Genomic DNA, 26,345 nt, shown 5'->3' with positions numbered 1-26,345 from the left:
TTTACATCATCATATATGGATTCATGTCGATCGAAATCGCCAATTGCTTTTGTTCAATGTCTCGTTTGTAATGATCCATAATGTTTTTAAGCAACGATGTAAGCTGGTTTTCCTGTTTGTATTTTATCACGCATTGATAGCGATATCTATCTTTGATCCTGGCGATCGGAGATGCGACAGGGCCGAGAATCTTCGCCTCGCTTGAAATGTTCTTTTTTAAATAGGTGGCGATTTTTTCAGTCACGAGTGCCGCCTTCGTCACTTCCTCGTGCGATACGCTGACCAGCGCCAAATAATAATATGGAGGATAGGCCTGTTCCCTTCTGTGCAGCATCTCCTGCCGGAAGAATGTTTCATAATCATGCGTTTTTGTGAGCTGAATGCTGTAATGGGACGGTGTGTACGTCTGAATGATCACCTTGCCCGGCTTTTCGTGGCGCCCCGCTCTTCCGCTCACCTGCGTCATCAGCTGGAACGTTTTTTCAGCGGCTCTGAAATCGGGGATGTGAAGCATCGTATCCGCGCTCAAGACACCGACGAGCGTGACGTTTTCGAAATCGAGCCCTTTGGCGATCATCTGCGTTCCAAGCAGGATATCGGCTTCGCCTCTGCCAAAGGATGTGAGCAGCTTTTCATGCGCTCCCTTTCTTGAGGTTGTATCGACATCCATGCGGATCACCCTTGCAGCCGGCAGAACCTTCGTCAATTCTTCTTCGACCCGCTGTGTGCCTGTACCAAAGTAGCGGATATGCTCGCTTCCGCATTCGGGGCAGCTTGACGGCATGCCGGTTTCATAGCCGCAGTAATGGCACTTCAGACGCTGTCCATACCTGTGGTACGTCAATGAAATTTCACAATGAGGACACTGGATGACATATCCGCAGTCCCTGCACATGACAAATGAGGAATAGCCTCTTTTGTTTAAAAACAGAACGGCCTGCTCTCCTTTTTCAAGAGTTTCCTCAAGCCCGGCCATTAAGTCTTTGGAAAACATCGAGCGGTTTCCGCTGCGCAGTTCCTCTCTCATATCGACGAGAGACACGTCGGGCATGACTTGGTGATTGACGCGGTGCTTGAGAGAAAGAAGCTTGTACACGCCTTTTTTCGCCCTCGCGAACGATTCGAGCGTCGGCGTCGCACTGCCGAGCACGACCGGACACCGGTGGTATTTGGCCCTTTGAATCGCCGCTTCTTTCGCATGGTATCTCGGCATCTCCTCCTGCTTGTACGATGTTTCGTGCTCTTCATCAATTATAATCATGCCGAGATTTTCAAACGGCGCGAAAATCGCCGAGCGCGCCCCGACGACAAGCCGGACTTCTTTGCGGTGGATTTTCCGCCATTCATCATATTTTTCTCCTGTTGAAAGCCCGCTGTGCAGTACGGCTACCTGCGAGCCAAAGCGCCCTTTAAAGCGGTTGACCATCTGCGGCGTCAGGGAAATTTCCGGAACGAGAACGATCGCTTCTTTGCCGGCTTCCAGCACCTTTTCGATCGATTGCAGATAGACTTCCGTTTTTCCGCTTCCGGTCACTCCGTGAAGAAGAAACACATCGTGCCGCTTTTCTTCGATTGCATCCGCTATCGCCTCGTAGGCCTGCGCCTGCTCTTCAGTCAGCGGAAGCGGTTCGGTTTTTTTGAACATTCTGTCCTGATAAGGATCCCTGTAAACCTCCTCTTCGCTTTCCTTTAACAGCCCCTTGTCGATGAGCGCTTTCAAGGACGCGGAAGAGCCCCCCGTTTTGTCGATCAGATCCTTTGCCGGAACAGCGCCGCCCTCTTTGCGGTCGATGAAAAACTGAAGGATCGCTTTTTGTTTGACAGCTTGCGGAGAGAGGCCGGCAAGCGCTTCTTTTAAATGTTCTTTCGCGCAAAGGGGGGCGATCATTCTCCGCATTTTTTTGTTTGTTTTCTGCTTTACTTTATACGCCACTTCAAGATTGCCTTCTTGAACCTGGCGCTGAATCAGCTTTAATGTTCCGTGGTCATTTATATCGGAATAAGAAAGCGTCTCTTTTTGCGAGAACAAGGTTTTTAGCGGTTCGGGAAGCGGTTTATCGCCGATCACCTTGATTTCTTTGCCGTATTTTGCTTTCATAGCCGCGGGGAGCATCGCCTGCAAAGCCGTAATTTTAAAAGAAAGTGTTTTTTCTGTCAGCCAGTCTGACAGCTCAAGCAGCTCCTCCGTCAAAACGGGCGCCAGATCAAGGATATCCTCGATATCCTTAACCGAACGGCCGGCAAGCTCCGACGATTCTTTCACGCTGGTGACAAATCCCTGGATTTTGCGGGCGCCGAACGGAACGATCACGCGCATCCCTTTTTTAATCATACCTTTGAATTTGTCGGGGATGCGGTAATCAAACGGTCTGTCGATATTTTTCGTTGTAACATCGACGATCACTTCAGCGAAGTTCATGAAGACGTCCCGCTCCGTCCGGCAAGCTCAGCGGCTTCCTTCAAGACTGCGGCGGCAACCTCCCGCTTTGACATTAGAGGATGCGCCGTCTTTTTGCAGTCTCGATGAAACACCGTCACGATGTTGGTTTCCGTTCCAAAACCGGCGCCTTCAGCCGTGATATTGTTAGCGACAATCATATCGAGATTTTTCGTCTCCAGCTTTTGTTTGGCATAGTCTTCGACGTGCTGCGTTTCGGCTGCAAAGCCGACCAAGATTTGCTTTGTTTTCCGCTCTCCCAGCGCTTTTAAAATATCCTTCGTCCGTTCAAGCTCAATGACGAGGCCGCCGTCCTTTTTCTTCATTTTTTGATCGTGGACATGTTTTGGCCTGTAATCAGCGACAGCTGCTGTTTTAATGACGATGTCGCTCTCATCGAAAACAGACAGAGCCGCTTGATACATATCTTCTGCGGACTGAACATGAATCACGTCGACCCCTGCGGGATCATCAAGCGATGTCGGGCCTGCAATCAGCGTCACGTGCGCTCCCATTCGTGCCGCTTCCTCAGCGAAAGCATAGCCCATTTTCCCTGTCGAACGGTTGGAGAAAAAGCGGACGGGATCGACTTGTTCTCTTGTCGGCCCCGCTGTAATTACGACGCGCTTTCCTTCAAGCAAACCGCTTTTTTCGCTTGAAAAATACGACTCTGCCAACTGGACGATCCGCTCAGGCTCTTCCAGTCTGCCTTTGCCGATATAGCCGCACGCAAGGTAGCCTTCACTCGGTTCGATAAACCGGTAGCCGTCTTTGTAAAGAACGCTGATGTTCCGCTGAACGGCCGGGTGGTCGTACATATGAACGTTCATCGCCGGAGCGATCCACACCGGCGCTGTCGTCGCCAAAAGCGTCGTCGTCAGCATGTCGTCAGCGATGCCTGAGGCGAGTTTTCCGATCACATTGGCCGTAGCCGGAGCAACGATCACGAGATCCGCCCAATCTGCGGCATCGATATGGGCGATGACACGGGGATTCGGTTCTTCGAACGTATTGGTATATACTTCATTGCGCGAAAGCGCCTGAAAGGTGAGCGGAGACACAAATTCACAGGCGGATTTTGTCATGATGACTTTCACATTGGCTCCTGCCTGCACGAGCTTGCTCGTTAAGGCGGCCGCTTTGTATACCGCGATTCCTCCGCTTACTCCCAGCAGGATGTTGCGATTTTTCAGCATCGTATTTCTCCCCCTTATGTTCTGTTCGCCAGCCCTGAAAAAAATAACAACCTAGTGTATAGGTTGCTATTTTTAAGGCTATTAGCGATTTTCCTTTTCGAATGTAAGCAGTCCGGCATCAATTTCTTCCAATGCTTTGCCTACAAATTTATGCGACTTCGGATTTTCGATCTGCGCGTCTTTGTTCATCTGCATTTCGCGGGCGCGCCGTGCGGATACGGTAACGAGCGTGTATTTTGAATCCAGTTTGTTCATTAAAGAGTCAATTGACGGATCTAGCATATTTATTCAACCTCCAGCATTTTCTTATATCTTGGAGCAACTCGGTCGCGCCGTAAATGTTCGGCGAGAACGATTGCTTTGATTCTTTCGCACGCAAGCTCAATGCTGTCATTTTCGACAACATAGTCATAGGCGTCCATCAGTTCGATTTCTTCCTTCGCCGCTTTCATCCGGTTTTCGATCGTGGCTTCTGTTTCTGTCCCTCTTGTGACAATCCGGTTTTTCAATTCGGCGAGGCTCGGAGGCGCCAAAAAGATAAACAAGCCTTCAGGAAATGCCTTTCTGACTTGCAGCGCACCCTGGACTTCGATTTCAAGAAAAACGTCCCTTCCGCTTTCAAGCGTCTGTTCGACGTAGTCAACGGGTGTTCCGTAATAGTTGCCGACATATTCGGCCCATTCGAGCAGCTTGTTGTTCTCGATCATCTCTTCGAACTCTTCGCGCGTCTTAAAAAAGTAGTCGACGCCGTCTCTTTCGCCTTGACGCGGTTTTCTTGTCGTCACCGAAATCGAATATTCAAATTTTGTGTCCTCCTGAGCAAACAGCGCCTGCCTGACTGTTCCTTTTCCGACGCCGGAAGGGCCGGAGAGAACGATTAACAAACCTCTTTCTTTCATAAAGCTCTTATCCCTGCCCTTCATCCATAATTTCTTCTTTAACGGAAAGCCTTTGTGCTACTGTCTCAGGCTGGACGGCAGATAAGATGATATGGTCACTGTCCATAATGACAACCGCACGGGTTCTTCTTCCATATGTAGCATCTATAAGCATGCCGCGGTCTCTGGCATCCTGGATCATCCGCTTAATAGGCGCGGACTCAGGACTCACAATCGAGATCAGCCGATTCGCGGATATGATATTTCCAAAGCCGATATTGATCAGTTTAATCGTCATCCTATACGTTCCCCCTGTACTTGGACGTCTCTAGTTTAACCTGCAGAGAACATCCGTAAACAATACGCACAATCGCTATTCTATATTTTGCACTTGTTCTTTTATTTTTTCAATAGAGCTTTTCATTTCGACCACATGTTTTGTGATCTGGTGATCATTCGCTTTTGAACCGATCGTGTTCGCTTCACGGTTGAGCTCCTGGACGAGGAAATCGAGCTTTCTCCCCGCGGCTCCTCCCGCTTTGCAAATATCGCGGAACTGGCGGAAATGGCTTTTCAGCCTCGTCACTTCTTCCGTGATATCCGAACGGTCTGCAAACAGTGCGACTTCCGTCAGCAGGCGGCTTTCATCGAGACCGTCTGTTGACCATTCTTCAAGCCGCGCCTCAAGGCGTTCCCGATAGTGGTCGACGACCTTGGGAGCAAGCTCTGCGATGTCGTCTGTCAGCTTTTCAAGCCTTTCAATATGCTGAAGGCAGTCGTCCTTCAGCCTCAGCCCTTCCGCTTCGCGCATGCTGCACAATTCTAGAACGGCAGCCTCGACCGCTTCCAGAAGAACCTCTTCAAGCTTGTCATTTTGGATTGGCTCTTCTTCAACTTGGATGACATGCTCAAACTGAAAGGCGTCTTGAAGCGTGATGTCTCCAGAAAGCCCGCAGCGGTCTTTCATTTCGCGCGCGGCTTTCTGGTACTCTTCAAGCAGCGGCCAGTCAACCTGGATTTTCCGGGTGACCAGAGCCTCGTCGTCAACGGAAACAAACAGCTCCAGCCGCCCCCTTTGTATATGTTTAAAAATCGTTTGCTTTATTTTGTCTTCTAAATAGAGCAAAGGTCTTGGCATGCGGGCGTTTACTTCTTTAAACCGATAGTTGACAGATTTCAGCTCAACAGCTGCTGTCAGCCCATCCTTCGTTTTGCTCGCGCTGCCGAAACCGGTCATACTCCGTATCATAAAACACACCCAATTCCGTATAAGTGAAAAAGACTTTCTTTGATTTAAATTTACGCAAGATGAAAAGGCAATAGAAACCTCTATTACCTTTAAGATTATATCATACAAGCCTATTTTTTTCTTGTCAAAAGTGACCCGGCCAGTAAAAAAGTTGGAATCGCCGACATTCCGACAATCAGGAGCCAGTCTGCCATTAAAATCGGAACCGTATGAAAAATCGGCTGCAGCGGCGGATAATAAATAACGACAAGCATCAAAAGAATCGAAGACAGCACTGCACCGAGCAAATAAATGTTTTCAAACGGATTGCGGTCAAAGATGGACCGCTCGCTTCGGCAGTCGAACACGTGGATCAGCTGCGCAAGGACGAGCGTTGCAAATGCAACCGTCTGTGCATACTCAAGCGCTTCTGGATTGCGGTTATAAATGAACATAAACGCCCCGAGTGTCGCGATTCCGATTAAGAATCCGCGCGATACGACCTTCCAGCCGAGCCCCCTTGCAAACACGCCTTCTTTCGGACTCCGCGGCTTTCTCTGCATCACATCGTCCTCAGGCTGATCCATGCCGAGCGCCATGGCAGGCAGGCCGTCCGTTACAAGGTTGACCCACAGAATCTGTATCGGGACAAGCGGCAGCGGCAGAGCGAGCAGCATTGCAAACAGCATGACCAAAATTTCGCCGACATTGGATGCGAGCAAGTATCTGATGAACTTTCTAATATTTTCATAGATATTGCGTCCTTCCTTGATGGCCGATTTAATCGTTGCAAAATTATCATCGACAAGGATGAGTGAGGACGCCTCCTTGGCGACATCCGTTCCCGTAATCCCCATCGATATGCCGATATCCGCCTGTTTAATCGCAGGGGCATCATTGACTCCGTCTCCCGTCATGGCGACGATGTGGCCGTTTTCCTGGTAGGCGGTCACGATCTTCAGCTTATGTTCGGGCGACACCCTTGCAAATACGTAAACATCGTCAACAATTTCCGCCAATTCTTCCTGCGAGAGTTCGTTCAGCATCTGGCCGTCCATGACCTTTCCGCGCGGAGGCAGCAATCCGAGATCTTTTGCAATCGCCGTCGCCGTTATCACATGGTCCCCGGTGATCATGACCGTTTTGATCCCCGCTTCCCGGCATTCTTTAATCGCTGTTTTCACTTCGGGCCGCGGCGGATCGATCATCCCTAACAGCCCGATGAAAGTTAAGCCTGACTCCGCTTTTTCGAGCGGGGGATTTTCTGTATCTTTGATCGGTTTATACGCGACGGCAATCGTTCTCAGCGCCTGTGACGCAAGAGTTTCCAGCGCCGCGCTTGTTTCAGCGAGCCTTTCCTTTGTGAAGATTTCTCGCTTTTCTTCTGTCAGCGTATGCGACGAACGCTTCATCAATACATCCGGCGCGCCCTTTGTAATGACAAAGCGCTTGCCGCTCTTGTCTTCCACAATGACAGACATCATTTTCCGCGTTGAATCAAACGGAAACTCCTCGATGATTTTAAAATGTTCATCAACATATTTGTCCGTAAAGCCTGCTTTTCGAGCCGCCGTCAGCAAAGCCCCTTCGGTGGGATCGCCATCAAGACGAAACTCCCCGTCTTTTTCGATAATCGAAGATGAATTGCATAATGCGCCGAACAATAGTACCTGCTGGAGCGGTTTATGATGCTTTGCTTGCACATCGCGCCCGTTCATGCTGAAAGAGCCTTCAGGCTCATAGCCGATCCCTGACACGTTCCATATCTTCCCGCCTGACCAGACATGGGTGACCGTCATTTTGTTCTGCGTCATCGTCCCGGTTTTATCGGAGCAAATAATGGACGCGCAGCCGAGCGTCTCAACCGCGGGCAGCTTCCTGACGATCGACTTTTGCCTGATCATCCGCTGCACGCCGAGAGACAGAGCGACCGTGACAATGGCAGGCAGCCCTTCAGGTATGGCAGCGACGGCAAGGGAAACTCCCGCTAAAAACATGCTGTATAAATCATGCCCCTGAATGACGCCGGCAGCAACGACAAGCAGTGTCAGGAACAAAGCGGCGACAATCAAAATTTTGCCGAGCTCTTCAAGCCTTCTTTGCAGCGGGGTCGCCGTATTCCCGGCAGATTCAAGCATATCGGCGATTTTCCCCATCGCAGAGTTCATACCCGTACCGATGACGACGCCGATTCCGCTCCCCCTTGTGACAAGCGTTCCCATGAAAGCCATATTCTTCAGATCGCCCAGCGATACATCTGACGCCTGAAAAGCATCTGCCTGTTTGGACACGGGGAGCGATTCACCTGTAAGGGCCGATTCTTCTATTTCAAGGCTCTTTGTCTCGACAAGTCTGAGATCGGCGCCGATTCTGTCTCCGCTTGCAAAACGGACAACATCTCCCGGGACAAGCTCTTTGGAAGGAATTTTCACCCAATTCCCCTCCCGGAGCACAGCCACTTGAGGAGCTGACAGTTCTTTCAAAGCCTCGAGCGACCTTTCCGCCCGCCTCTCCTGAAAGAATCCGAGAATGCCGTTAACAAAGATGATCGCGATGATCGCGATGGCGTCAATGTATTCGCCGAGGAAACCCGAAATCAACGTGGCCGCAAGCAAAACAAGAACCATGAAATCTTTGAATTGAGAAAAAAACAATGCGACCGCCGATGTTTTTTCCCCTTCCTGAAGTTCGTTTGTTCCGTGTCTTTCCAGCCGCTTTCCGGCCTCTTTTTCTGTTAGACCTTTGTCGATGGACGTTTTTGTTATATTTAACAATTCGGTTTGTCCCATCTCGTGCCATTTCATTGAATCGTCCACTCCTCCTGCCCTAAAGGTTGCTTTTGGTGTATCCATCTCTATAAGTCAATTTATTCAGACTCGTCCCAAATCATGCTATAATTATTGAATGGACGTTTTACGAAGAGGATTAACGAGAAAAGGGAGTTTTTCATATGTCTTTTGACGGCATTTTTACATACGGAATGATCGAGGAATTAAATGAGGCGATTCGAGGCGGACGGATCGCAAAAATCCACCAGCCGTTTAAGCACGAGCTAGTGTTTCATATCAGGGCAAACGGGAAGAACCGCAAATTGCTGCTCTCCGCCCATCCGAGTTATGCGCGGGTACACCTGACAAACGAAACCTACGACAACCCGAGCACCCCTCCGATGTTCTGCATGCTCCTCCGCAAACATCTGGAAGGCGGCTTTATCGACCAAGTCGAGCAAATCGGCATGGACAGAATGATGGTCTTTCATATCAGGAGCCGGAACGAAATCGGCGACACGCTGACAAGAAAGCTGATGGTCGAAATCATGGGCAGGCACAGCAACATCGTGTTAACAGACGGAGAAAAAGACGTCATCATCGACAGTTTGAAGCATCTGTCACCTGCGATGAACAGCTACCGCACCGTGCTCCCGGGATACGATTACATTCTCCCTCCCGCGCAGAACAAATTGTCTCCGCTTGAAGCGGAGACTGAAGATATTCTCCGCCATCTGAATTTCCAGGAAGGCAAACTTGACAGGCAGATCGTCGATACCTTCTCCGGCGTCTCGCCTCTGTTTGCGAAGGAAGCCGTCTTTCGCGCGGGTCTAGCCAACAGGGCGACACTGCCAAACGTCTTGACGGAGATGTTCAGCGAAATCAAAAGCCGGCGTTTTCAGCCCCAGCTTGTCACCACAGAAGACGGAAAAGAATATTTTTACCTTCTTGAGCTGACCCATATAAAAGGAGACAACAGGCCCTTTCATACGCTGAGCGAACTTCTTGACCGCTACTATTTCGGAAAAGCGGAGCGTGACCGCGTCAAACAGCAGGCTCACGATTTAGAGCGTTTCGCGGCAAACGAAAAGAAAAAGAACGAAAATAAAATCAAAAAGCTGAAAAAAACGCTTGAGCAGTCCGAACACGCGCAAGACTATCAGCTGTACGGAGAGCTGTTGACAGCGAACCTGTACCAGCTGAAAAAAGGGGACAAAGAGGCGAAGGTCATCAACTACTATGATGAAAACGGCGGAGAAATCACGATTCCGCTCAATCCTAATAAAACGCCTTCTGAAAATGCACAAAGCTATTTTACAAAATATCAAAAAGCGAAAAATTCGGTAGAAGTCGTGAAGGAGCAGATCAAATTGGCAGAAGAGGAAATCGCTTATTTCGACCAGCTGATTCAGCAGCTTTCATCTGCCTCACCGAAAGATATAACCGAAATTCGCGAAGAGCTCGCCGAAGGAAAATACTTGCGGGCCAAGCAGCAAGGGGGCCAGAAGAAACAGAAAAAACAGGCGCCGACGCTCGAAGCATATGAGTCCAGCTCAGGAGAAACGATTCTCGTCGGCAAAAACAACAAGCAGAACGAATATTTAACGATGAAGCTTGCCGCCCGCGACCACATCTGGCTTCACACAAAAGATATTCCGGGGTCGCACGTCGTCATTCAATCGACCGATCCGGACGAGCAAACCATTCTGGAAGCGGCGCAGATCGCTGCATATTACAGCAAAGCGAAAAACTCCGCTTCGGTTCCCGTCGACTATACAAAAATACGCCACGTCAAAAAACCGAATGGCGCAAAACCGGGGTTTGTCACCTACGACAGCCAGCAAACCGTTTTTGTAACACCTGATGAAGACTTGATCATCAAGCTGAAAAAATAATAATGCCAAAAGCCTGAACCTCAAGGGTTCAGGCCTCTTCTTTTTCGGAAAAGCTCGTCGATCTCTTGGACGAGCTCATCATCGATCAAATCATCGATCTGTCCGGCCAGCCTGATCGTGTGGCGCGGGCTGGCTCCGTTTGTTGAGACGGATATGGTTATGTTTCCTCTGTTGATTATTTTTGGAACATATACATTTCCCAGCTCCGCTTCACTCGCAACATTGACGAGCTGCTCAGGAGCTGCCGATGCGGCGAGACGCTTGTTTGCCTCATGGTCATCGGTCGCAAGAATGATCAGAAATGCATTCTTGAAATCACCGGGTTCCGCCTTTTTCTTCTTCCATTCGATGCCGTGTTCGTTAATCAATCCGAGCATCTCTTCTGATGCTTCAGGGCTGATGACGGTCGCGGATGCACCTTCTGCCAGCACCGTTTTCAGCCGCCGCGCCGCAATCTTCCCCCCGCCCGCAATGACTGCGGCTTTGCCTTTCATGTTAATGTGCAGCGGCAGCATCTGATGCTCCTGTAAAATCAAAGCGGCCGGCTTTGTTGATAACCGCTTCCTCTACGCGGTGCAAAAAGGCGTTTTTTACATGGGGGTGGAAGCCGAGGTAATCCGTCAGCACGACATTCGGATTCGTTTCTTTCAGCTTTGCGGTTTCCCTTTCAATCTCGTTCATCAGCATACCGGTGAACAGCAGATACGGAACGATGAATGTCGTTTTTCCGTCCCGTTCTTTAAGCTGTTTAAACACATCCAGGTAGTGCGGCTCACAGGCTGTCATAAAGCAGGGAATGACCTCATCCACTGGTGTGAGGTCTCTCAGCCGTTCGCAAATATCATAAACATCCCGTTTGACATCCGGATCAGAGCTTCCCCTTCCGATCAACACGACTCTTGCATGTTCATATGGCGTCCCCGTTTCTTCGATCCTTGTAAAAACCGCTTTGACGACTTCCTGATCGACGCCGATCGGCTTTCCGTAAGCGACGCTGACGGAAGGGTACTGTGAGGAAGCACGGGCAAGCTCTTCAGGGATGTCCCTTTTGGCATGTGCGGCTGTCAAGAGGAGAAGCGGCACGGCCGCGATATGCGTCGCCCCCTTTTCCACACACGCTTTAAAGCCGGTTTCGATATCCGGTGCCGCCAATTCCAAAAAAGATATTTCCTGAATGGGGGCGGACATGTTTTCTTTGCAGCTCTCCAAAAAAGCGGCTGCTTCTGTTTGGGCTCTTTTCAGACGGCTTCCATGGCCGATATATAAAATCGCTTGTTTCATATTAAAGCGCCTCGCTTAATGCCGGATCTTTCAGCTCAGGTTCAAACCAGCTTAACTGCGAGCTGAATTGAACGACATCCCCGATGACAATCAGGCTCGGGTTTTCAATCTTTTCGCTTTCGACTGTACCGGCAAGCGTTTCAACCGTGCAAAGCACCGTTTTTTGTTTGTCTGTCGTTCCCCAATGGATGAAAGCGGCTGGCGTTGACGGGTCTCTGCCGTTTTCGATCAGAAGCCTTTCAATTTGCTTCACGTTTTTAATCCCCATATAAATGACAAGCGTATCGATCCCTGTGGCTAACGCTTTCCACTTCTCTTCAAAGTTTTCTTCTTTTTGATAATGGCCTGTCACGAAAGCAACGTTTGAACTCGCTTCCCGGTGTGTCACCGGAATGCCCGCATAAGCAGCGGCAGCTATTCCCGAGGTGATTCCCGGCACGATTTCAAAAGCAACCCCGTGCTCAGCGAGGGTTTGCGCTTCCTCGCCGCCTCTGCCGAATACGAAAGGATCGCCGCCTTTCAGTCTGACAACGGTTTTCCCTTTTTTCGCATACTTGACGAGAAAATGATTGATCGTTTCCTGCTTCATCATGTGGTAGTCCGGAAGCTTTCCGCAGTAGATGAGATCCGCTCCCTCCTTGGCGTGCTGTAAAATCTGTTTATTCACAAGCCTGTCATACAAAATGACATCGGCTGTCTGGATGGCTTTTAAAGCTTTGATCGTCAGTAAATCGGGGTCTCCAGGACCTGCCCCAACGATATATACTTTCCCCATCTTAGATCTCCCCCCGATCTGATCAACGTCTTCTTCAATTCATTATAAATCATAAAGAAAGCGTTTGGTGCCTGAAAATATCACAAAAACCAAACGTTTTCTTTATGAAATAGGAAAGTGCATGCGCCGCACTTTCCTATTCACCCGCATTTTATTTCGTTTGATCTTTCACGTATTGGACGAGCTGGTTTTTGCACTCTTCCCGGTTATGTGCGCCTGTATCAAGAACAAGCTCAGGCGTTTCAGGCTCTTCATAAGGCGAATCGATCCCTGTGAAAAATGGAATTTCTCCGTTTCTCGCTTTTTTGTACAAGCCTTTCGGGTCGCGCTCTTCACACGTCGCCAAATCGCATTTCACATAGACTTCGTGAAACTCATCTTCCTCGACAAGCTGTCTGACAAGCCCGCGATCTTCTTTAAAAGGAGAAATGAACGCCGTAATGACGATCGTCCCCTGTTCGACAAAGAGCTTCGCAACCTCGCCGATCCGGCGGATGTTTTCCTTCCGGTCTTCATCGGAAAACCCGAGGTCCTTGTTCAGCCCGTGCCTGACGTTGTCGCCGTCAAGCACCGTGACCTGGTAGCCTTGTGCAAACAACTCACGCGCAGCGGCGTTGGCAATCGTTGATTTTCCTGAACCGCTTAAGCCCGTCAGCCAAATGATTGAGCTTTTATGTTGATTTTTCTCATGATATTCCCGTTTTGTAATGGACGCTTCATGCCAGACAATATCTTTATTTACCAAGAGATGCTCCCCCTTAAGAAACCCCGGCCGCTAAGCCTTTGATTAATGTTTGAATAACTTCGGGACGGCTGAATGTGCTCGGCGGGAACTCGCCGCTTCTCAGCATCGCCCTCACCTTTGTGCCGGATAAAATGACATGATGTTCTTTGCCGTGAGGGCACGTTTTCGCCGTAGCCATTGAACCGCAGACATTGCAGTAGAAGCTGTGTTCGAATTTCAGCGGCGTAATGCCGATTTCTTCCGGCGCGAACTGATCGAACAGCTCCTGCGCTTCATATGTGCCGTAGTAATCGCCGACTCCGGCATGGTCTCTTCCGACGATAAAGTGCGTGCATCCGTAGTTCTTTCTCACAAGGGCATGGAAGATCGCTTCCTTCGGCCCCGCATAGCGCATCGCCGCCGGAAAAACGCCGAGGAAGACGCGGTCTTTCGGATAGTAGCCGTCAAGCAGCACCTGATAGCTTTCCATGCGGACATCAGCCGGAATATCGTCTGATTTTGTTTCCCCGACGAGCGGATTGAGGAAAAGGCCGTCTACCGTCTCGAGCGCCGTTTTTTGAATGTATTCGTGCGCTCTGTGAACCGGATTTCTCGTCTGGAATCCGACGATCGTTTTCCAGCCGAGTTCCGCGAATTTTTTTCTTGTTTCAAGAGGTTCGAATGTGTGCGCCGGGAATTGTTTTACACTCCGCTTAATGAGCGTGATCGGCCCGCCCACATAAACGCTGCCGCGGTCAAACAATTTTTTGACGCCCGGATGTTCGAGTTCGTCGGTTTTATAGATATTGACGGCTTCCGTTTTCTTGTCCGGCGTATAGATATCTTCGATCTCAATGACGCCGTAGGTTTCCCCATTATAGGTAAGGCGGACGGTGTCACCCGCTTTTAAGCTTAAAGCTTTTTGCTCGTCAACAGGCAGAGTGATCGGAAGCGTCCATACTTCGCCGCTTGATAGTCTCATATTTTCGAAAACGGACAGATAGTCTTTCTCTGTCATAAAGCCTTGGAGCGGGCTGTACGCACCGATTCCGATCAGCTCCAAATCTGAAAAAGCCATTACATCAAGCTCAATTTCATGTGCGATATGTTGAAAATCGTATGCTTCATTGACGCGGTTAACCAATACACCGCCGTGTGGTGCTAAACTCATAAACTTGTTTCCCCCTACTTTGTGTTTAAATTCCTCCGCCTTGTTCATGGACGGAGCTGTGCTCTTTTTTGACCGCTCTCATCAGGCTGATCGTTCCGACAGATGCCAGCAGAACGCTTGTGACAACAATAAGAGCGTAGTAGTCTCCTTTTAATAAAAGGCTGACCAGCATATAAGATAGGCTTAATGAAAGGAACGGCGAGACGACCCATACTTTCAGCATCGTTTTGACCACTTGTTTATGAAAGACGTTGCCGCCGTTTTTTGCCATTCCCATCCCTATAATAGAAGATGATGTGACTTGCGCAAGCGGAACCGGTAAACCGAAAATTGAACTGGTAATGACAAGCCCGGCCCCCGTTCCGGAAAGGATGATTCCCTCTCCTTTTGAAAACCTCGTAATCTTTTTGCCGTTTGTTTCAAGAACGCGCCTGCCCAGTAAAAGGGCGCCCAGCGCGACAAACAGCCCGCCGTAGAGCGTTCCTTCCCCGACTGTCAAAACATGCGCCGCCACCAGAGGTCCGACAGCGTTTGCGACATTGTTCATGCCCGCTGAGAAGGCTTCAAAAAACCCTGTGATCAATAGAATGACCGCCAAAACCTTTGCTTTTTTTCCCGAGGCTGGACGTTTGATCGTTTTTTTCATGATTTTTGCCATCGCAAATGTAAATGCAAAAGCGACGATTGGTACAATGACCCAAAATGAGACGATGACAAGCAAAGATTTGACATACAAAACCTGGTATGCGACACCTACTCCGACAACAGATCCGACTGTCACTTCACTTGTCGAAAGCGGAATGCCGAGTACATTTGCGATAAAGAGCGACAGCGCCGCTGATCCGATAATAATGCAGACGATTTCAAGCGAAATCACCCGTTCGGGAATGATGCCTGAACTGATCGTTTTCACGACGTTTCCTCCGCCGATGACAGCGCCCGAGAGAACGCCCGCTGCACAGATCAGGAGGGCGTGAAACTTCTTTTTGACAGCTTCAGATCCATAGGCGATCCCCATTGAAGCAGCTGCACCGCTCGCTCCGATATTCATCGCAAAAAACATGCTAAATAAAATGGCGGCAAGTTCCATGACTCATCTCCTTACTCGTGTAATCCGCATTCTGTTTTAGCCGATCCGTTCCAGCGGCCGGATCGAAGATCATCCATTGTAAAGGCCGGAGAGGTGCACGGAGCGCAGCCGATGCTCGGATAGCCTTGATCATGAAGCGGATTGTATGGGAGATCGTGCTTTGTCACATATCTCCAAATATCCTTCCACGTCCAATGAATGAGCGGACAAACTTTGATAGACTTGAATTTTTCATCTTTGTTCAAAAAATTCGTTTTGCTCCGTCCGGGCGATTGCTCGCGGCGCAGACCAGACAGCCACGCCGGGTAGCCTGAAAGCGTCTCGCGGAGAGGGATGACCTTCCTCATTTCGCAGCAGGAATTCGGAGCGGTCTTCCATAGTTCGTCCCCATATTCTTTCGCCTGCTCTTCGACGGTAAGCTCCGGTTTTTTCATGATAATCTGAAGGCCTGGATATCGTTCTTTGACGGCGTCGATCGTTTCATACGTTTCTTTAAAATGAAGCCCTGTATCAAGAAAAACGATAACTGCATCTTTTTTCACCTTATAAATCAAATCGATCAGGACGATCCCCTCAATTCCGAAGCTGCACGCGTATACGAGCTGATCCCCGTAATGTCCGTACGCCCATTTCAGGACGGACAGCGCTCCTTTATAAGAGTCATCTTCCTGAAAAGAGATGTTTGGTTCCTCCCATGTGCTGTAAGTAAAAATTTTCGGTTCCCCCTTTTTTCGCCAACAAAAAAACGGCTTCCAGCAGAAAAAAAAACTGTGAAAACCGCCTCTAGTTTGTCTAGTCAGCTATTTCAATCTTATTTTTTCATTTTTTTCGATTTGAATGACTTTGCCGTCCTGAACAACGAATGTGATCGATCCGTAATTCATGTCTTTCAGCATGTCTTTCATTTTGATGATCACCTTTTCAAGCTGTTCATCTGTCTTCACTTCTAGCTCCTCCTCTGCCCCTAAAAAATTAAAATCTTTCTTCCAATTTTGAAAGAAAGACGAGGAACTCCGCTATTCCTTATCTCTCAAAATGAGGGCATTTTGCTGGAAGTAGCACCTTACGCTTCACACGCAGGTTGCCGGGTTTCATCGGACCAGTCCCTCCACCGCTCTTGATAAGTTTGCTTTTGTTATTTTAAAATTTTAGCACAATTCGAATAAAAGTCAACCCGACTTTTTTTATAGGATTAATAAAAAATAAAAATAATCCGATTTTACTATTTTAAAAACGGCAAAAAGGCGCAAAAAAGCCGTTCTCCCATTTGGAGAATACGGCTTTGATCATCAGTTCATCCAAGACTTGCTTTCAGGATCCGCTTTCCATTCTTTCAGTTTGGCGGCATCCTGTTCAGTAATATATCCACCGGCAAGCGCAGCCTCGGTCAGCGTATCGTAATCAGTCAGCGTGTGGTATTCAACGCCTGCTTCGCTGAAGGCGGCGGCGGCTTTTGGAAGCCCGTAAGTGAAAATGGCGGCGACGCCGAGCACTTCACATCCCGCCTCTGTGAGGGCGGCGGCGGCTTCAAGAACGCTTCCTCCCGTTGAAATTAAATCTTCGATCACAACGACTTTCTGTCCTTTTACAACGGCCCCTTCAATTTGGTTTCCTTTGCCGTGCGCCTTCGGTTTGCTTCTGACGTAGCACATCGGCAGGCTCAGCCTGTCAGCGGCAAGCGCGGCATGAGGGATTCCCGCGGTCGCTGTACCGGCGATCATCTCGGCTCCGGGAAATTTGTCTTGAATCAGTCCGGCAAGCCCTGAAGCGATATCATCTCTTACTTCCGGATATGAAAGCGTCAAACGGTTGTCGCAGTAGATGGGCGACAGAATGCCGCTCGCCCATGTAAACGGTTCGTTCGGGCGCAGGAAAACCGCTTTGATTTTTAATAAATGGTTTGCAATGTCTGTTTTCATGCCTTGGTTCCCTCCCACTCATGTCCTATTCTTCTGTAGGCTGACACAGGATCTTCCGCCTGGGTAATCGAACGGCCGACAACGATCGCCGACACGCCTTTTTCCCTTGCGTAGCCAGGCGTCGCCACCCGGACCTGGTCGTTGTTTTTGTCATCTGCCATGCGAATTCCGGGTGTCACGGTCAGAAAATCTACAGACACAGCCCGGTAAATGTGTTCGGCTTCATGAACGGAGCAGACGACGCCGTCAAGACCGCTTTCTTCAGCCAGCCGGCTGTAGTGGACAACTGTATCGAGAAGCGGCGTTTCAATCAGGAGCTCACGCTGAAGCATTTCTGAGGACGTGCTTGTCAGCTGAGTCACGGCAATTAATGAAGGGCGTTTTTGGCCTGCCGGAGTCCCCGCTTCAAGGCCTTCAAGCGCCGACTCCATCATTTGCTTTCCGCCTGCTGCGTGCACATTGACAAGACTGACGCCAAATCCCGCCAGCCTTTTCATCGCCTTGTATACGGTCGTTGGAATGTCGTGGCACTTTAGATCGAGGAAAATGCGGCAGCCGCGCTCCTGCAGATTTTCAAGGATGGCAGGTCCTTCCTGATAAAAAAGCTCCATGCCCACCTTAACGAACAGCTCTTCTCCTTGAAACCGGTCCAAAAACGCATATGTTTCCTGTGCTGATGCAAAATCAAGCGCGATGATGGGCGGCGTATTGTTCATCCTTCCAGCTCCTTCCGATACACTCGTTCAACGAACGGTATCCGTATTTTTCTAAAACGCGCGGCAAATCGTCGATGATGTCGGGACAAGCAAACGGATTAACGAAGTTTGCCGTGCCGACGGCGACTGCGCTCGCACCCGCCAGCAAAAACTCAAGCACATCTTCGGCTGACTGGACGCCGCCCATGCCGATGATCGGAATGCTGACCTTTTGGCTGACTTCATGCACCATTCTGATGGCCACCGGTTTAACGGCAGGTCCTGATAATCCGCCGGTTTTGTTCGCCAAAATCGGCTTTCCCGTTTTTAAGTCGAGCCGCATCCCGATCAGCGTGTTGATCATCGTCAAACCGTCCGCTCCCGCTTCTTCTATGGCAAGAGCGATGTCGGTAATGTTCGCGACGTTCGGCGACAGCTTCACATAGACGGGGACGCTCGCAACCTCTTTCACCGCTTTCGTCAGCTCGCCGGCCATTTCCGGCTGCGTGCCGAAGGCGATGCCTCCGGTTTTCACATTGGGACAGGAAATATTCAGCTCGAGCGCATGAACGTTTGGCGCTTTGCTGATTTCTTCAGCCACCTCAACATAATCCTCGATCTGCGAGCCGGCGACATTGGCGATAATCGGTGTATCGAACTGTTCGAGCCACGGCAATTCGCGTTCCATGACAGCCTTTAAACCCGGATTTTGCAGGCCGATGGCATTAAGCATGCCGGCTTGCGTCTCGGCGACGCGCGGCGTCGGATTCCCGAAGCGCGGCTCGCTCGTCGTCGCTTTAATCATGATCGCACCGAGACGCGAAAGATCGTAAAAGTTCGCAAATTCTCTCCCGAATCCGAAGCAGCCTGAGGCCGGCATGATCGGATTTTTCAATTGAAGGCCCGGCAAATTGATTTCAAGCATCATAACAGCACCTCCTGGGCTTTGAAAACAGGACCGTCAAGGCATACCTTCACATAAGACGTTTCGCTTTCTTCCGTATGGCAGACACAGGCAAAGCAAGCGCCGATCCCGCATCCCATGCGCTCCTCCATTGACAGATATACCTCTTTATCCGGATAGCGCTGTTTTAAAGCTTTCAGCATCGGCGTCGGTCCGCAGGCCATTATGCAGTCAAACTGAAGCCCCTCGTTTTCAATGACATCTGTAACAAATCCCTTTGAACCGCGGGTGCCGTCTGCGGTTGCCACATACACCCGGCCGAAACGGCTGAATTCCTGTTCGTAAAAGACATCTTTTGCAGAAGCAAATCCTAACACATGGATCGCGTGCACCCCTCTGTTTGTCAGCTGTTTGCTCAGCTCGTAAAGCGGCGGAACACCGATCCCTCCTCCGACGAGAAGAGCCGTTTTCCCCTGTTCAAGCGATTCAGCCGGAAAACCGTTGCCGAGCGGACCGAGAACATCGAGCTGATCTCCTTCCTGTTTTAAAGAAAGGAGTCTCGTTCCTTCCCCATCTTTGCGAAAGATGATGGTCACCTGCCGGGCGGCTTTGTTGATATCAGCGATGCTGATCGGCCGCCTCAAAAGCGGCGTGAGGGAGTCTGAGACCTTGATGTGAAGGAACTGGCCGGGAGCGCCGCAAACTTCGGCAATCTCCCCTTCAAGCACCATTTGATAAATATGATCCGCGATGCACTTGTTTGAACGGACTGTCATATACCCTTTTCTCATCTGACGGCCGCCTTTTGGGCGATTTTAATCGCCGGCATATGATCGGCGCGGAAGCTCATGCTTTCAAGCACCCGCAAAATCGCTTCCGCCGTATCAAGGGATGTCAGGCAGGCAACGCCGTTTTCAACGGATTCGCGTCTGATTCTGAAGCCGTCCCTTGCCGGCTGCTTCCCTTTTGTCAGCGTATTGACGACGAACTGCGCCTCCCCGTTTCGAATGACATCAAGGAGATTTGTACCTTCTTCGCCGATTTTCCCGACGGTTTTAACAGGTACGGATGCATCTCTTAAATAGCCTGCCGTTCCTTCCGTAGCCAAGATTTTATAGCCGATCGCATGGAACCGCTTGGCGATCAACAGCCCTTCCTCTTTATCTTTATCAGCAACTGTCAGGAGAACAGAGCCGTAGTTCGGAATTTGAATGCCTGAAGCGATCAGTCCTTTATATAGCGCTTTTTCCAATGTGCTGTCTTTGCCCATGACTTCCCCGGTCGATTTCATTTCCGGTCCGAGCGTGATATCCACTCTTCTAAGCTTCGCAAACGAGAAGACCGGCACTTTCACATATACGCCTTCCTGCTCTTTTTGGAGGCCTTCTGTATAGCCCATATCGGCAAGCTTCCCTCCGAGAATCACCTTTGTTGCGAGATTGGCCATCGGAATGCCGGTGATTTTGCTGAGAAACGGCACCGTTCGGCTCGATCTCGGGTTGACTTCAAGGACGTAAACCTCATCTTTTGAAAGGACAAACTGAATGTTGAGCAGGCCGACGATGTTTAAGCCCTTTGCTAGCTTAATCGTGTATGCTTCAAGCTTTTTCTTGATGTCCTCTGAAAGGGATTGCGGCGGGTAAACGGCAATCGAATCCCCCGAGTGGACGCCCGCCCGTTCGATGTGCTCCATAATCCCCGGAATGACGACCGTTTCACCGTCAGAAATGGCATCCACTTCTATTTCTTTTCCGGTCAAATATTTATCGATCAGGACAGGGTGCTGCGGATTGATTTTTACTGCATTTTCCATATAATGGAGAAGCTCTGCTTCATGGTAGACGATCTCCATCGCACGTCCGCCGAGTACATACGATGGGCGGACAAGCACCGGATAGCCGATATTGGCTGCGATTTCAACGGCGCCTTCCACAGATGTCGCCGTTTTTCCAAGCGGCTGGGGTACCTGCAGCATTTCAAGCGTCTGTTCGAACTTGTCGCGGTCCTCGGCGCGGTCCAAATCTTCAAGGGATGTTCCGAGAATGGCGACGCCCCTTTCTGCGAGCTCGTCGGCAAGGTTGATCGCAGTCTGTCCGCCAAACTGAACGACGACGCCTTTCGGCTGCTCCAAATCGATGATATGCATGACATCTTCAACAGTAAGCGGCTCAAAGTAGAGCTTGTCGGATATGCTGAAGTCTGTTGAAACCGTCTCAGGATTGTTGTTGATAATAATGGCTTCATAGCCGGCTTCTTTAATCGCCCAGACCGAATGCACGGTCGCATAGTCGAATTCGACCCCCTGGCCGATCCGGATCGGACCGGAGCCAAGAACGATGACGCTGTTTTTGTCCGTTCTGACCGATTCGTTTTCTTCTTCATACGTGCTGTAGAAATACGGCGTCTCCGATTCAAATTCGGCCGCGCATGTATCAACCATTTTATAAACAGGCGTGATGCCTGCTTCTTTTCTAAGATCATAAAGCTTTCGTTCAGGCATCTCCCAGAGAAGGCTGATAAAGCGGTCTGAAAAGCCGAGCTCTTTCGCTTCTTTTAAAAGGCCGAGGTCGCCGCGTCCGGCTTTCAGCTTCTCTTCAAAGCGGATGATTCCCTCAAGCTTGTGGAGGAAGAACAGGTCAATTGCCGAAAATTCGTGGAGGTCGCTGACTGTGTATCCTCTTCTGAACGCTTCGGCCAGGTAAAAGAGCCGTTCGTCTCCCGCTTTTTTAATCCGTTTTTCAAGCACTTCATTCGAGATCTCACCGGCATCTTTCAGTTCCAGATGGTAGACATCCGCTTCAAGAGAACGGACCGCTTTCAGGAGAGATTCCTCCCACGTTCTTCCGATCGCCATCACTTCGCCTGTCGCTTTCATCTGCGTGCCGAGCCTGCGGTTTGCTGATTCAAATTTGTCAAACGGCCAGCGCGGTATTTTTGACACAACATAGTCGAGTGCAGGTTCGAAAGACGCGTACGTTTTTCCTGTAACAGGATTCATCATTTCGTCAAGAGACAAACCGACAGCGATTTTTGCGGCAAGCTTTGCGATTGGATAGCCCGTCGCTTTTGAGGCAAGCGCAGAAGAACGGCTGACCCGCGGGTTAACCTCGATGATGTAGTACTGAAAGCTGTCCGGGTCAAGCGCCAGCTGAACATTACAGCCGCCTTCGATTTCAAGCGCGCGGATGATTTTCAGCGAGACATTGCGAAGCATTTGGTATTCGCGGTCGCTCAGCGTTTGGCTCGGTGCTACAACGATGCTGTCCCCGGTATGAATCCCGACCGGATCGATGTTTTCCATATTGCAGACGACGATCGCATGGTCGCTCGAGTCTCTCATGACTTCATACTCGATTTCTTTGTAGCCGGCGATGCTCTTTTCAAGCAGGCATTGATGAACCGGGCTCATTTTTAAGCCGTTTTCAACGATTTCCTTCAGCTCGTCTTCGTTTGAGCAGATGCCTCCGCCTGTTCCGCCAAGCGTGTATGCCGGCCTGACGATGACGGGGAAACCGATGCGCTCGACAAACTCGCGCGCTTCGCCGAGCGAGTGGATGATCTCGCTTTCCGGAACAGGCTCATTCAACTCATTCATCAAGCTTCTGAACAAATCGCGGTCCTCCGCTTTTTGGATCGCCGACAATTTCGTGCCGAGCACTTCGACGCCGCACTCAGCCAAGATGCCGTGCTCTGACAGTTCGACCGCCAAGTTGAGGCCCGTCTGCCCGCCCAATGTCGGCAATATGGCGTCCGGCCGCTCTTTGCGGATGATCCGTGTTAAGAATTCAAGCGTCAGCGGTTCGATATACACGCGGTCGGCCATTTCCGTATCCGTCATGATCGTCGCCGGATTCGAGTTGACGAGAATAACTTCATAGCCTTCTTCTTTTAAAGCGAGGCAGGCCTGTGTGCCTGCATAATCAAATTCCGCCGCCTGCCCGATAATAATCGGCCCCGATCCGATCACCAAAATCTTTTTGATATCTACGCGTTTAGGCATACCGCTTCCCCTTCTTTCTCTGTGGTTTCAATCATGTCTAAAAATTGATCAAATAAATGGTTTGCGTCTTCCGGCCCCGGTGAAGCTTCAGGATGGTATTGAACCGTAAAAGCCGGTTCGTGTTTATGTTTAAGCCCTTCGATTGTGTCGTCGTTTATCGCCACATGGGTCACTTCAAGCGGCGTGTTTTCAACAGACGATACGGTATAGCCGTGGTTTTGAGCCGTAATTGATACTCTGCCGGTTTCAAGCTCTTTAACCGGATGGTTGGAACCGCGGTGTCCGAACTTCATTTTCTCCGTCTTTGCTCCACAGGCGAGGGCAAACAGCTGATGGCCGAGACAGATGCCGAACAGCGGAACCTTGCCGAGAATGTTTTGGATCATCGCAATCGCTTCCGGTACGTCCGTTGGATCTCCGGGTCCGTTTGACAGCATTACGCCGTCAGGCTTCAGCTGCATCACTTCTTCTGCCGTTATATTGTGGGGAACGACGATCACATCGCATTTGCGCTTGTTCAGCTCCCTTAAGATGCCGTGTTTCATTCCGAAATCGACGAGCACGATTCGCTTCCCTCTCCCAGGGCTCGGATATGCCGTTTTTGTTGATACTTGGCTGACCTGATCGGTCGGAAGGTTCGTTTCTTTCAGCTTTTGAACCAAAGCCCCAGCATCTTCTTCAGGGCCGGCAAATACCCCTTTCAGCGTACCTGCCGTTCTGATCATTCTTGTCAGCTTTCTCGTGTCTATCCCTGAGAGTCCCGGGATGTTTTTCATTTTTAAATATTCATCAAGTGTATAAGCAGAGCGCCAGTTTGATGGAAGTTGACATAATTCCTTTACGATAAACCCTTTTACATAAGGGGTGATGGATTCAAAGTCGTCTCTGTTGATCCCGTAGTTCCCGATCAAAGGGTAGGTCAGGGTGACAATTTGTCCGCAGTATGACGGGTCTGAGAGGATTTCCTGATAGCCTGTCATCCCCGTGTTGAAGACGACTTCTCCCATGGTGTTTTCCAGGCTGCCGAATGCTTCCCCTTCAAAAATCGTTCCGTTTTCTAATATAAGACGTCTTTTCATTTTACAAGTCTCCCCTCTTGGTAAACGAGTTTTCCCTTTGCCATTGTCATAGCCGGCCAGCCGAAGCAGCTGATGCCGTCAAACGGCGTGTTTTTCCCTTTAGAAAGAAAGGTGCTTTTATCAATTTTTTCTTCGCGTTCAAGATCAATGAGCGTAATATCCGCGGACCGTCCGGCTTCAAGCTTCCCGTACGGCAGCCCGAACGCCTCGCAAGGTTTGACCGTCATATAATCGTGCAGCTGTTTCAGCGTCCATTTGCCTGTTTTGACAAAGTGCGTGTAAAGGAGCGGAAAAGCCGTCTCCAAGCCGACAATTCCAAAAGGCGCAAGGCTCATTGTCTGTTGTTTTTCTTCTTCTGTATGCGGGGCATGATCCGTTGCGATAAAATCAATTGTTCCGTCTCTAAGCCCCTCAAGGAGCGCTTCCCTGTCTTCCGGACTTCTAAGCGGCGGATTCATTTTATAATTCGTATCAAGGCCGGGAATGTCGCTGTCTGAAAGGAGCAGATGGTGCGGCGTCACTTCCGCCGTCACGCGGATTCCCGCTTTTTTGGCGTCGCGGACGACCCTGACCGATTCCTTCGTGCTGATATGACAGACGTGGTAATGGCAGCCTGCCGCTTCGGCAAGAAGCACATCCCTTGCGATGTGAACCGCTTCGCACACCGAAGGAATCCCGTTTAAACCGTTGGCTTTGGCAAATTCCCCATCGTGTACACTGCCGCCGTAGATCAGTGAATTGTCTTCACAGTGAGCGACGATCGCTTTATTAATCGAAGCCGCTTTTTTCATCGCTTCATACATCATCCCCGCCGTTTGAACGCCGACGCCGTCATCGGTAAACGCGAACGCGCCGGCGTCTTTCAGCCCTTCGAAATCGGTCATTTCCCGACCTGTTTGCCTGATGGTGATTGAAGCATACGGCAGCACTCTCACTGATGCCGTTTCGTCAATGCGGTTGACAAGCCACTCCATCTGCTCTTTCGTATCGGGGACAGGCCGGGTATTCGGCATTGCGGCGACAGTTGTAAACCCGCCTCTCGCTGCGGCTTTTGCACCTGTTTCGATCGTTTCTTTCTTCTCGCCGCCCGGCTCTCTGAAGTGAACGTGAAGGTCAACAAGCCCTGGCGAGACGAAAAGTCCATCCGCATCGATGACCGTTTCCCCCGAAGCGGCCTCAAGGCTTCCGATCTCGCTGATTGCATCGCCTTCAACCCTGATATCGCGCTGTACTTTTTCGCCTTTTTCGTCGAGCATGAAGCCGTTTTTAATTAAATAAGACATAAGCCTGATCTCCCCTTTTTTTGTTTTCGCCGTTTAGAAGCGCTCTTTTTAAAACCGCCATTCTGATATATACTCCGTTTTCCATTTGTTTAAAAATCCTCGACCGGCCGGATTCGACCAGTGCACTGTCAATCTCGACGCCTCGGTTGACAGGTGCGGGGTGCATGATGACCGCGTCTTTTTTCAAGAGCTCCGCCCGCTTGAGCGACAATCCGAATGTTTCGAGATAATCGCGTTCTGCCGCCTTTTTCTCATGCCGTTCGTGCTGAATCCGGAGAAGCATCACGACATCCGAATGTGCAACCGCTTCGTCAGGCGACACATATGTCCCGTATGGATTGTCTTCATCCCGCCATTCGTCTGGACCTGAGAAAAGAACCTTTGCTCCGAGTCTTGTCAGCACTTCGGCATTGGACCTTGCCACTCTGCTGTGCTTGATATCTCCGTGTATGGATACCGTCAGTCCGGCAAATCTGCCCCATTCCTCGTGAATCGTCATCAAATCGAGCAAAGACTGAGTGGGATGCTGACCGCAGCCGTCTCCGGCATTGATCACCGGAATGCCGACATGTCCGATGAGTTCATCGTAATAATGATCATGAGAGTGTCTGATCACACATACATCAGCGCCGATGGATTCGAGGGTCTTGACGGTATCGTACAACGATTCTCCTTTTTGTACGCTCGTTGAAACACCGTCCAGGTTCAACACATTCATGCCGAGTTTCTTTTCAGCCACTTCGAAGCTGAAGCGCGTTCTTGTGCTCGGTTCAAAAAACAGGTTGGCAGCGAACTTTCCGGAGAGAACGGAATCGGACTTGCCTTTTTTCAGCTCTCTCGCCTCTTCAATCAGCTCGTGAATATCCTCAAGACTAAGCTCATTCATTGCGGTCAAGTGTTTCATTTTTTCTCCCCCTCAGGCTTAATTTCCCGTAAAAAAACCCCAGGCCATAACGGCTTGGGGTACAGTGAATCAGAGAATGCGCTTTTTTGCACTTCTCTCTCCGCAACCCTTTCAAGCC

Annotated in this window: 24 protein-coding genes and 1 riboswitch; of the genes, 1 reads left to right on the top strand and 23 read right to left on the bottom strand. The window is 50.0% G+C overall.

Annotated features, from left to right (window positions below):
• Nucleotide 1: 1 nt before the first annotated feature.
• The 7 genes from priA to TRNA_RS30340 form a co-directional block, all read right to left on the bottom strand.
• A complete protein-coding gene (gene priA, locus TRNA_RS30370) occupies nt 2-2,419 on the bottom strand; it encodes a primosomal protein N' (RefSeq protein ID WP_011197970.1) in 2,418 nt (805 codons plus the stop codon).
• Nucleotides 2,416-3,633 (bottom strand): bifunctional phosphopantothenoylcysteine decarboxylase/phosphopantothenate--cysteine ligase CoaBC, encoded by a 1,218-nt coding sequence (gene coaBC / locus TRNA_RS30365; protein ID WP_011197969.1) that lies wholly within the window; start codon nt 3,631-3,633, stop codon nt 2,416-2,418. The genes priA and coaBC overlap by 4 nt, the downstream gene beginning before the upstream one ends.
• Before the next feature lie 81 nt (nt 3,634-3,714).
• On the bottom strand, nt 3,715-3,915 hold the full coding sequence (gene rpoZ / locus TRNA_RS30360) for a DNA-directed RNA polymerase subunit omega (protein WP_003181661.1): 201 nt from the start codon (nt 3,913-3,915) through the stop codon (nt 3,715-3,717).
• A 2-nt stretch (nt 3,916-3,917) separates the two neighbouring features.
• On the bottom strand, nt 3,918-4,532 hold the full coding sequence (gene gmk / locus TRNA_RS30355; protein ID WP_011197968.1) for a guanylate kinase: 615 nt from the start codon (nt 4,530-4,532) through the stop codon (nt 3,918-3,920).
• Nucleotides 4,533-4,539: 7 nt separating this feature from the next.
• Nucleotides 4,540-4,809: an extracellular matrix/biofilm regulator RemA gene (gene remA / locus TRNA_RS30350; RefSeq protein WP_003181657.1), complete on the bottom strand. Its 270-nt coding sequence runs from the start codon at nt 4,807-4,809 to the stop codon at nt 4,540-4,542.
• Nucleotides 4,810-4,884: 75 nt separating this feature from the next.
• A complete protein-coding gene (locus TRNA_RS30345) occupies nt 4,885-5,760 on the bottom strand; it encodes a YicC/YloC family endoribonuclease (protein WP_003181655.1) in 876 nt (291 codons plus the stop codon).
• Nucleotides 5,761-5,870: 110 nt separating this feature from the next.
• On the bottom strand, nt 5,871-8,543 hold the full coding sequence (locus TRNA_RS30340) for a calcium-translocating P-type ATPase, SERCA-type (protein WP_003181653.1): 2,673 nt from the start codon (nt 8,541-8,543) through the stop codon (nt 5,871-5,873).
• Nucleotides 8,544-8,689: 146 nt separating this feature from the next.
• Here TRNA_RS30340 and TRNA_RS30335 point away from each other — a divergent pair, with 146 nt between their 5' ends.
• Nucleotides 8,690-10,402, top strand: a complete 1,713-nt coding sequence (locus TRNA_RS30335) for an Rqc2 family fibronectin-binding protein (RefSeq protein ID WP_009328535.1) — start codon at nt 8,690-8,692, stop codon at nt 10,400-10,402.
• A gap of 20 nt (nt 10,403-10,422) precedes the next feature.
• Here TRNA_RS30335 and TRNA_RS30330 read toward each other — a convergent pair whose 3' ends face one another.
• The 16 genes from TRNA_RS30330 to TRNA_RS30260 all read right to left on the bottom strand — a co-directional run bounded on the left by TRNA_RS30330 (nt 10,423) and on the right by TRNA_RS30260 (nt 26,227).
• Entirely contained in the window at nt 10,423-10,917 is a 495-nt protein-coding gene (locus TRNA_RS30330) for a precorrin-2 dehydrogenase/sirohydrochlorin ferrochelatase family protein (protein WP_003181648.1), read from the bottom strand.
• Nucleotides 10,898-11,683, bottom strand: a complete 786-nt coding sequence (locus tag TRNA_RS30325; protein ID WP_003181646.1) for a sirohydrochlorin chelatase — start codon at nt 11,681-11,683, stop codon at nt 10,898-10,900. Before TRNA_RS30325 ends, TRNA_RS30330 begins: the two co-directional genes overlap by 20 nt.
• A 1-nt stretch (nt 11,684) precedes the next feature.
• Entirely contained in the window at nt 11,685-12,458 is a 774-nt protein-coding gene (cobA, locus tag TRNA_RS30320) for a uroporphyrinogen-III C-methyltransferase (RefSeq protein WP_003181644.1), read from the bottom strand.
• A gap of 151 nt (nt 12,459-12,609) precedes the next feature.
• A complete protein-coding gene (gene cysC / locus TRNA_RS30315; protein WP_003181642.1) occupies nt 12,610-13,203 on the bottom strand; it encodes an adenylyl-sulfate kinase in 594 nt (197 codons plus the stop codon).
• 13 nt (nt 13,204-13,216) lie between these two features.
• Complete coding sequence (gene sat / locus TRNA_RS30310; protein ID WP_009328537.1) at nt 13,217-14,353, bottom strand: sulfate adenylyltransferase; 1,137 nt, start codon at nt 14,351-14,353, stop codon at nt 13,217-13,219.
• A gap of 25 nt (nt 14,354-14,378) precedes the next feature.
• On the bottom strand, nt 14,379-15,443 hold the full coding sequence (locus tag TRNA_RS30305; protein ID WP_011197967.1) for an inorganic phosphate transporter: 1,065 nt from the start codon (nt 15,441-15,443) through the stop codon (nt 14,379-14,381).
• Between the two features lie 11 nt (nt 15,444-15,454).
• Nucleotides 15,455-16,156, bottom strand: a complete 702-nt coding sequence (locus TRNA_RS30300) for a phosphoadenylyl-sulfate reductase (protein ID WP_011197966.1) — start codon at nt 16,154-16,156, stop codon at nt 15,455-15,457.
• Between the two features lie 87 nt (nt 16,157-16,243).
• The gene (locus TRNA_RS43245) at nt 16,244-16,360 is read right to left on the bottom strand and encodes a YezD family protein (protein WP_369878884.1); all 117 of its coding nucleotides are present in this window, start codon (nt 16,358-16,360) and stop codon (nt 16,244-16,246) included.
• Between the two features lie 103 nt (nt 16,361-16,463).
• A riboswitch (SAM riboswitch) is annotated at nt 16,464-16,570 on the bottom strand.
• 162 nt (nt 16,571-16,732) lie between these two features.
• Nucleotides 16,733-17,362, bottom strand: coding sequence for an orotate phosphoribosyltransferase (gene pyrE / locus TRNA_RS30295; RefSeq protein ID WP_003181632.1), 630 nt, complete (start codon nt 17,360-17,362; stop codon nt 16,733-16,735).
• On the bottom strand, nt 17,359-18,078 hold the full coding sequence (gene pyrF / locus TRNA_RS30290) for an orotidine-5'-phosphate decarboxylase (RefSeq protein ID WP_003181630.1): 720 nt from the start codon (nt 18,076-18,078) through the stop codon (nt 17,359-17,361). Before pyrF ends, pyrE begins: the two co-directional genes overlap by 4 nt.
• Nucleotides 18,047-18,982, bottom strand: coding sequence for a dihydroorotate dehydrogenase (locus TRNA_RS30285; RefSeq protein WP_011197965.1), 936 nt, complete (start codon nt 18,980-18,982; stop codon nt 18,047-18,049). The genes pyrF and TRNA_RS30285 overlap by 32 nt, the downstream gene beginning before the upstream one ends.
• Nucleotides 18,982-19,752, bottom strand: a complete 771-nt coding sequence (locus tag TRNA_RS30280) for a dihydroorotate dehydrogenase electron transfer subunit (RefSeq protein ID WP_003181626.1) — start codon at nt 19,750-19,752, stop codon at nt 18,982-18,984. Before TRNA_RS30280 ends, TRNA_RS30285 begins: the two co-directional genes overlap by 1 nt.
• Nucleotides 19,749-22,961 (bottom strand): carbamoyl-phosphate synthase large subunit, encoded by a 3,213-nt coding sequence (gene carB, locus TRNA_RS30275; RefSeq protein WP_009328541.1) that lies wholly within the window; start codon nt 22,959-22,961, stop codon nt 19,749-19,751. Before carB ends, TRNA_RS30280 begins: the two co-directional genes overlap by 4 nt.
• Nucleotides 22,946-24,040 carry a carbamoyl phosphate synthase small subunit gene (locus TRNA_RS30270; RefSeq protein WP_003181622.1) on the bottom strand — a complete coding sequence of 365 codons (1,095 nt, stop codon included), beginning with the start codon at nt 24,038-24,040 and terminating at the stop codon, nt 22,946-22,948. Before TRNA_RS30270 ends, carB begins: the two co-directional genes overlap by 16 nt.
• The gene (locus TRNA_RS30265) at nt 24,037-25,323 is read right to left on the bottom strand and encodes a dihydroorotase (RefSeq protein WP_003181620.1); all 1,287 of its coding nucleotides are present in this window, start codon (nt 25,321-25,323) and stop codon (nt 24,037-24,039) included. Before TRNA_RS30265 ends, TRNA_RS30270 begins: the two co-directional genes overlap by 4 nt.
• A complete protein-coding gene (locus TRNA_RS30260; protein WP_003181618.1) occupies nt 25,307-26,227 on the bottom strand; it encodes an aspartate carbamoyltransferase catalytic subunit in 921 nt (306 codons plus the stop codon). The genes TRNA_RS30265 and TRNA_RS30260 overlap by 17 nt, the downstream gene beginning before the upstream one ends.
• Nucleotides 26,228-26,345: the final 118 nt, after the last annotated feature.

The organism is Bacillus licheniformis DSM 13 = ATCC 14580 (assembly GCF_000011645.1).
GTDB classification, from domain to species: Bacteria; Bacillota; Bacilli; order Bacillales; family Bacillaceae; genus Bacillus; species Bacillus licheniformis.
This window is presented reverse-complemented; position numbering and strand designations above follow the sequence as displayed.

Coding starts and splice junctions, on each gene's coding strand:
- TRNA_RS30340 (WP_003181653.1), bottom strand. CDS start 8,543: ATGAAATGGCACGAGATGGGACAAACCGAATTGTTAAATATAACAAAA.
- TRNA_RS30335 (WP_009328535.1), top strand. CDS start 8,690: ATGTCTTTTGACGGCATTTTTACATACGGAATGATCGAGGAATTAAAT.
- TRNA_RS30345 (WP_003181655.1), bottom strand. CDS start 5,760: ATGATACGGAGTATGACCGGTTTCGGCAGCGCGAGCAAAACGAAGGAT.
- sat (WP_009328537.1), bottom strand. CDS start 14,353: ATGAGTTTAGCACCACACGGCGGTGTATTGGTTAACCGCGTCAATGAA.
- TRNA_RS30265 (WP_003181620.1), bottom strand. CDS start 25,323: ATGTCTTATTTAATTAAAAACGGCTTCATGCTCGACGAAAAAGGCGAA.
- pyrE (WP_003181632.1), bottom strand. CDS start 17,362: ATGAAAACAGACATTGCAAACCATTTATTAAAAATCAAAGCGGTTTTC.
- priA (WP_011197970.1), bottom strand. CDS start 2,419: ATGAACTTCGCTGAAGTGATCGTCGATGTTACAACGAAAAATATCGAC.
- TRNA_RS30260 (WP_003181618.1), bottom strand. CDS start 26,227: ATGAAACACTTGACCGCAATGAATGAGCTTAGTCTTGAGGATATTCAC.
- TRNA_RS30285 (WP_011197965.1), bottom strand. CDS start 18,982: ATGCTTGAAATCAATTTGCCGGGCCTTCAATTGAAAAATCCGATCATG.
- remA (WP_003181657.1), bottom strand. CDS start 4,809: ATGACGATTAAACTGATCAATATCGGCTTTGGAAATATCATATCCGCG.
- coaBC (WP_011197969.1), bottom strand. CDS start 3,633: ATGCTGAAAAATCGCAACATCCTGCTGGGAGTAAGCGGAGGAATCGCG.
- pyrF (WP_003181630.1), bottom strand. CDS start 18,078: ATGAACAATACGCCGCCCATCATCGCGCTTGATTTTGCATCAGCACAG.
- TRNA_RS30305 (WP_011197967.1), bottom strand. CDS start 15,443: ATGGAACTTGCCGCCATTTTATTTAGCATGTTTTTTGCGATGAATATC.
- cobA (WP_003181644.1), bottom strand. CDS start 12,458: ATGGGGAAAGTATATATCGTTGGGGCAGGTCCTGGAGACCCCGATTTA.
- TRNA_RS30330 (WP_003181648.1), bottom strand. CDS start 10,917: ATGCTGCCGCTGCACATTAACATGAAAGGCAAAGCCGCAGTCATTGCG.
- carB (WP_009328541.1), bottom strand. CDS start 22,961: ATGCCTAAACGCGTAGATATCAAAAAGATTTTGGTGATCGGATCGGGG.
- TRNA_RS30270 (WP_003181622.1), bottom strand. CDS start 24,040: ATGAAAAGACGTCTTATATTAGAAAACGGAACGATTTTTGAAGGGGAA.
- TRNA_RS30280 (WP_003181626.1), bottom strand. CDS start 19,752: ATGAGAAAAGGGTATATGACAGTCCGTTCAAACAAGTGCATCGCGGAT.
- gmk (WP_011197968.1), bottom strand. CDS start 4,532: ATGAAAGAAAGAGGTTTGTTAATCGTTCTCTCCGGCCCTTCCGGCGTC.
- TRNA_RS30325 (WP_003181646.1), bottom strand. CDS start 11,683: ATGAAACAAGCGATTTTATATATCGGCCATGGAAGCCGTCTGAAAAGA.
- rpoZ (WP_003181661.1), bottom strand. CDS start 3,915: ATGCTAGATCCGTCAATTGACTCTTTAATGAACAAACTGGATTCAAAA.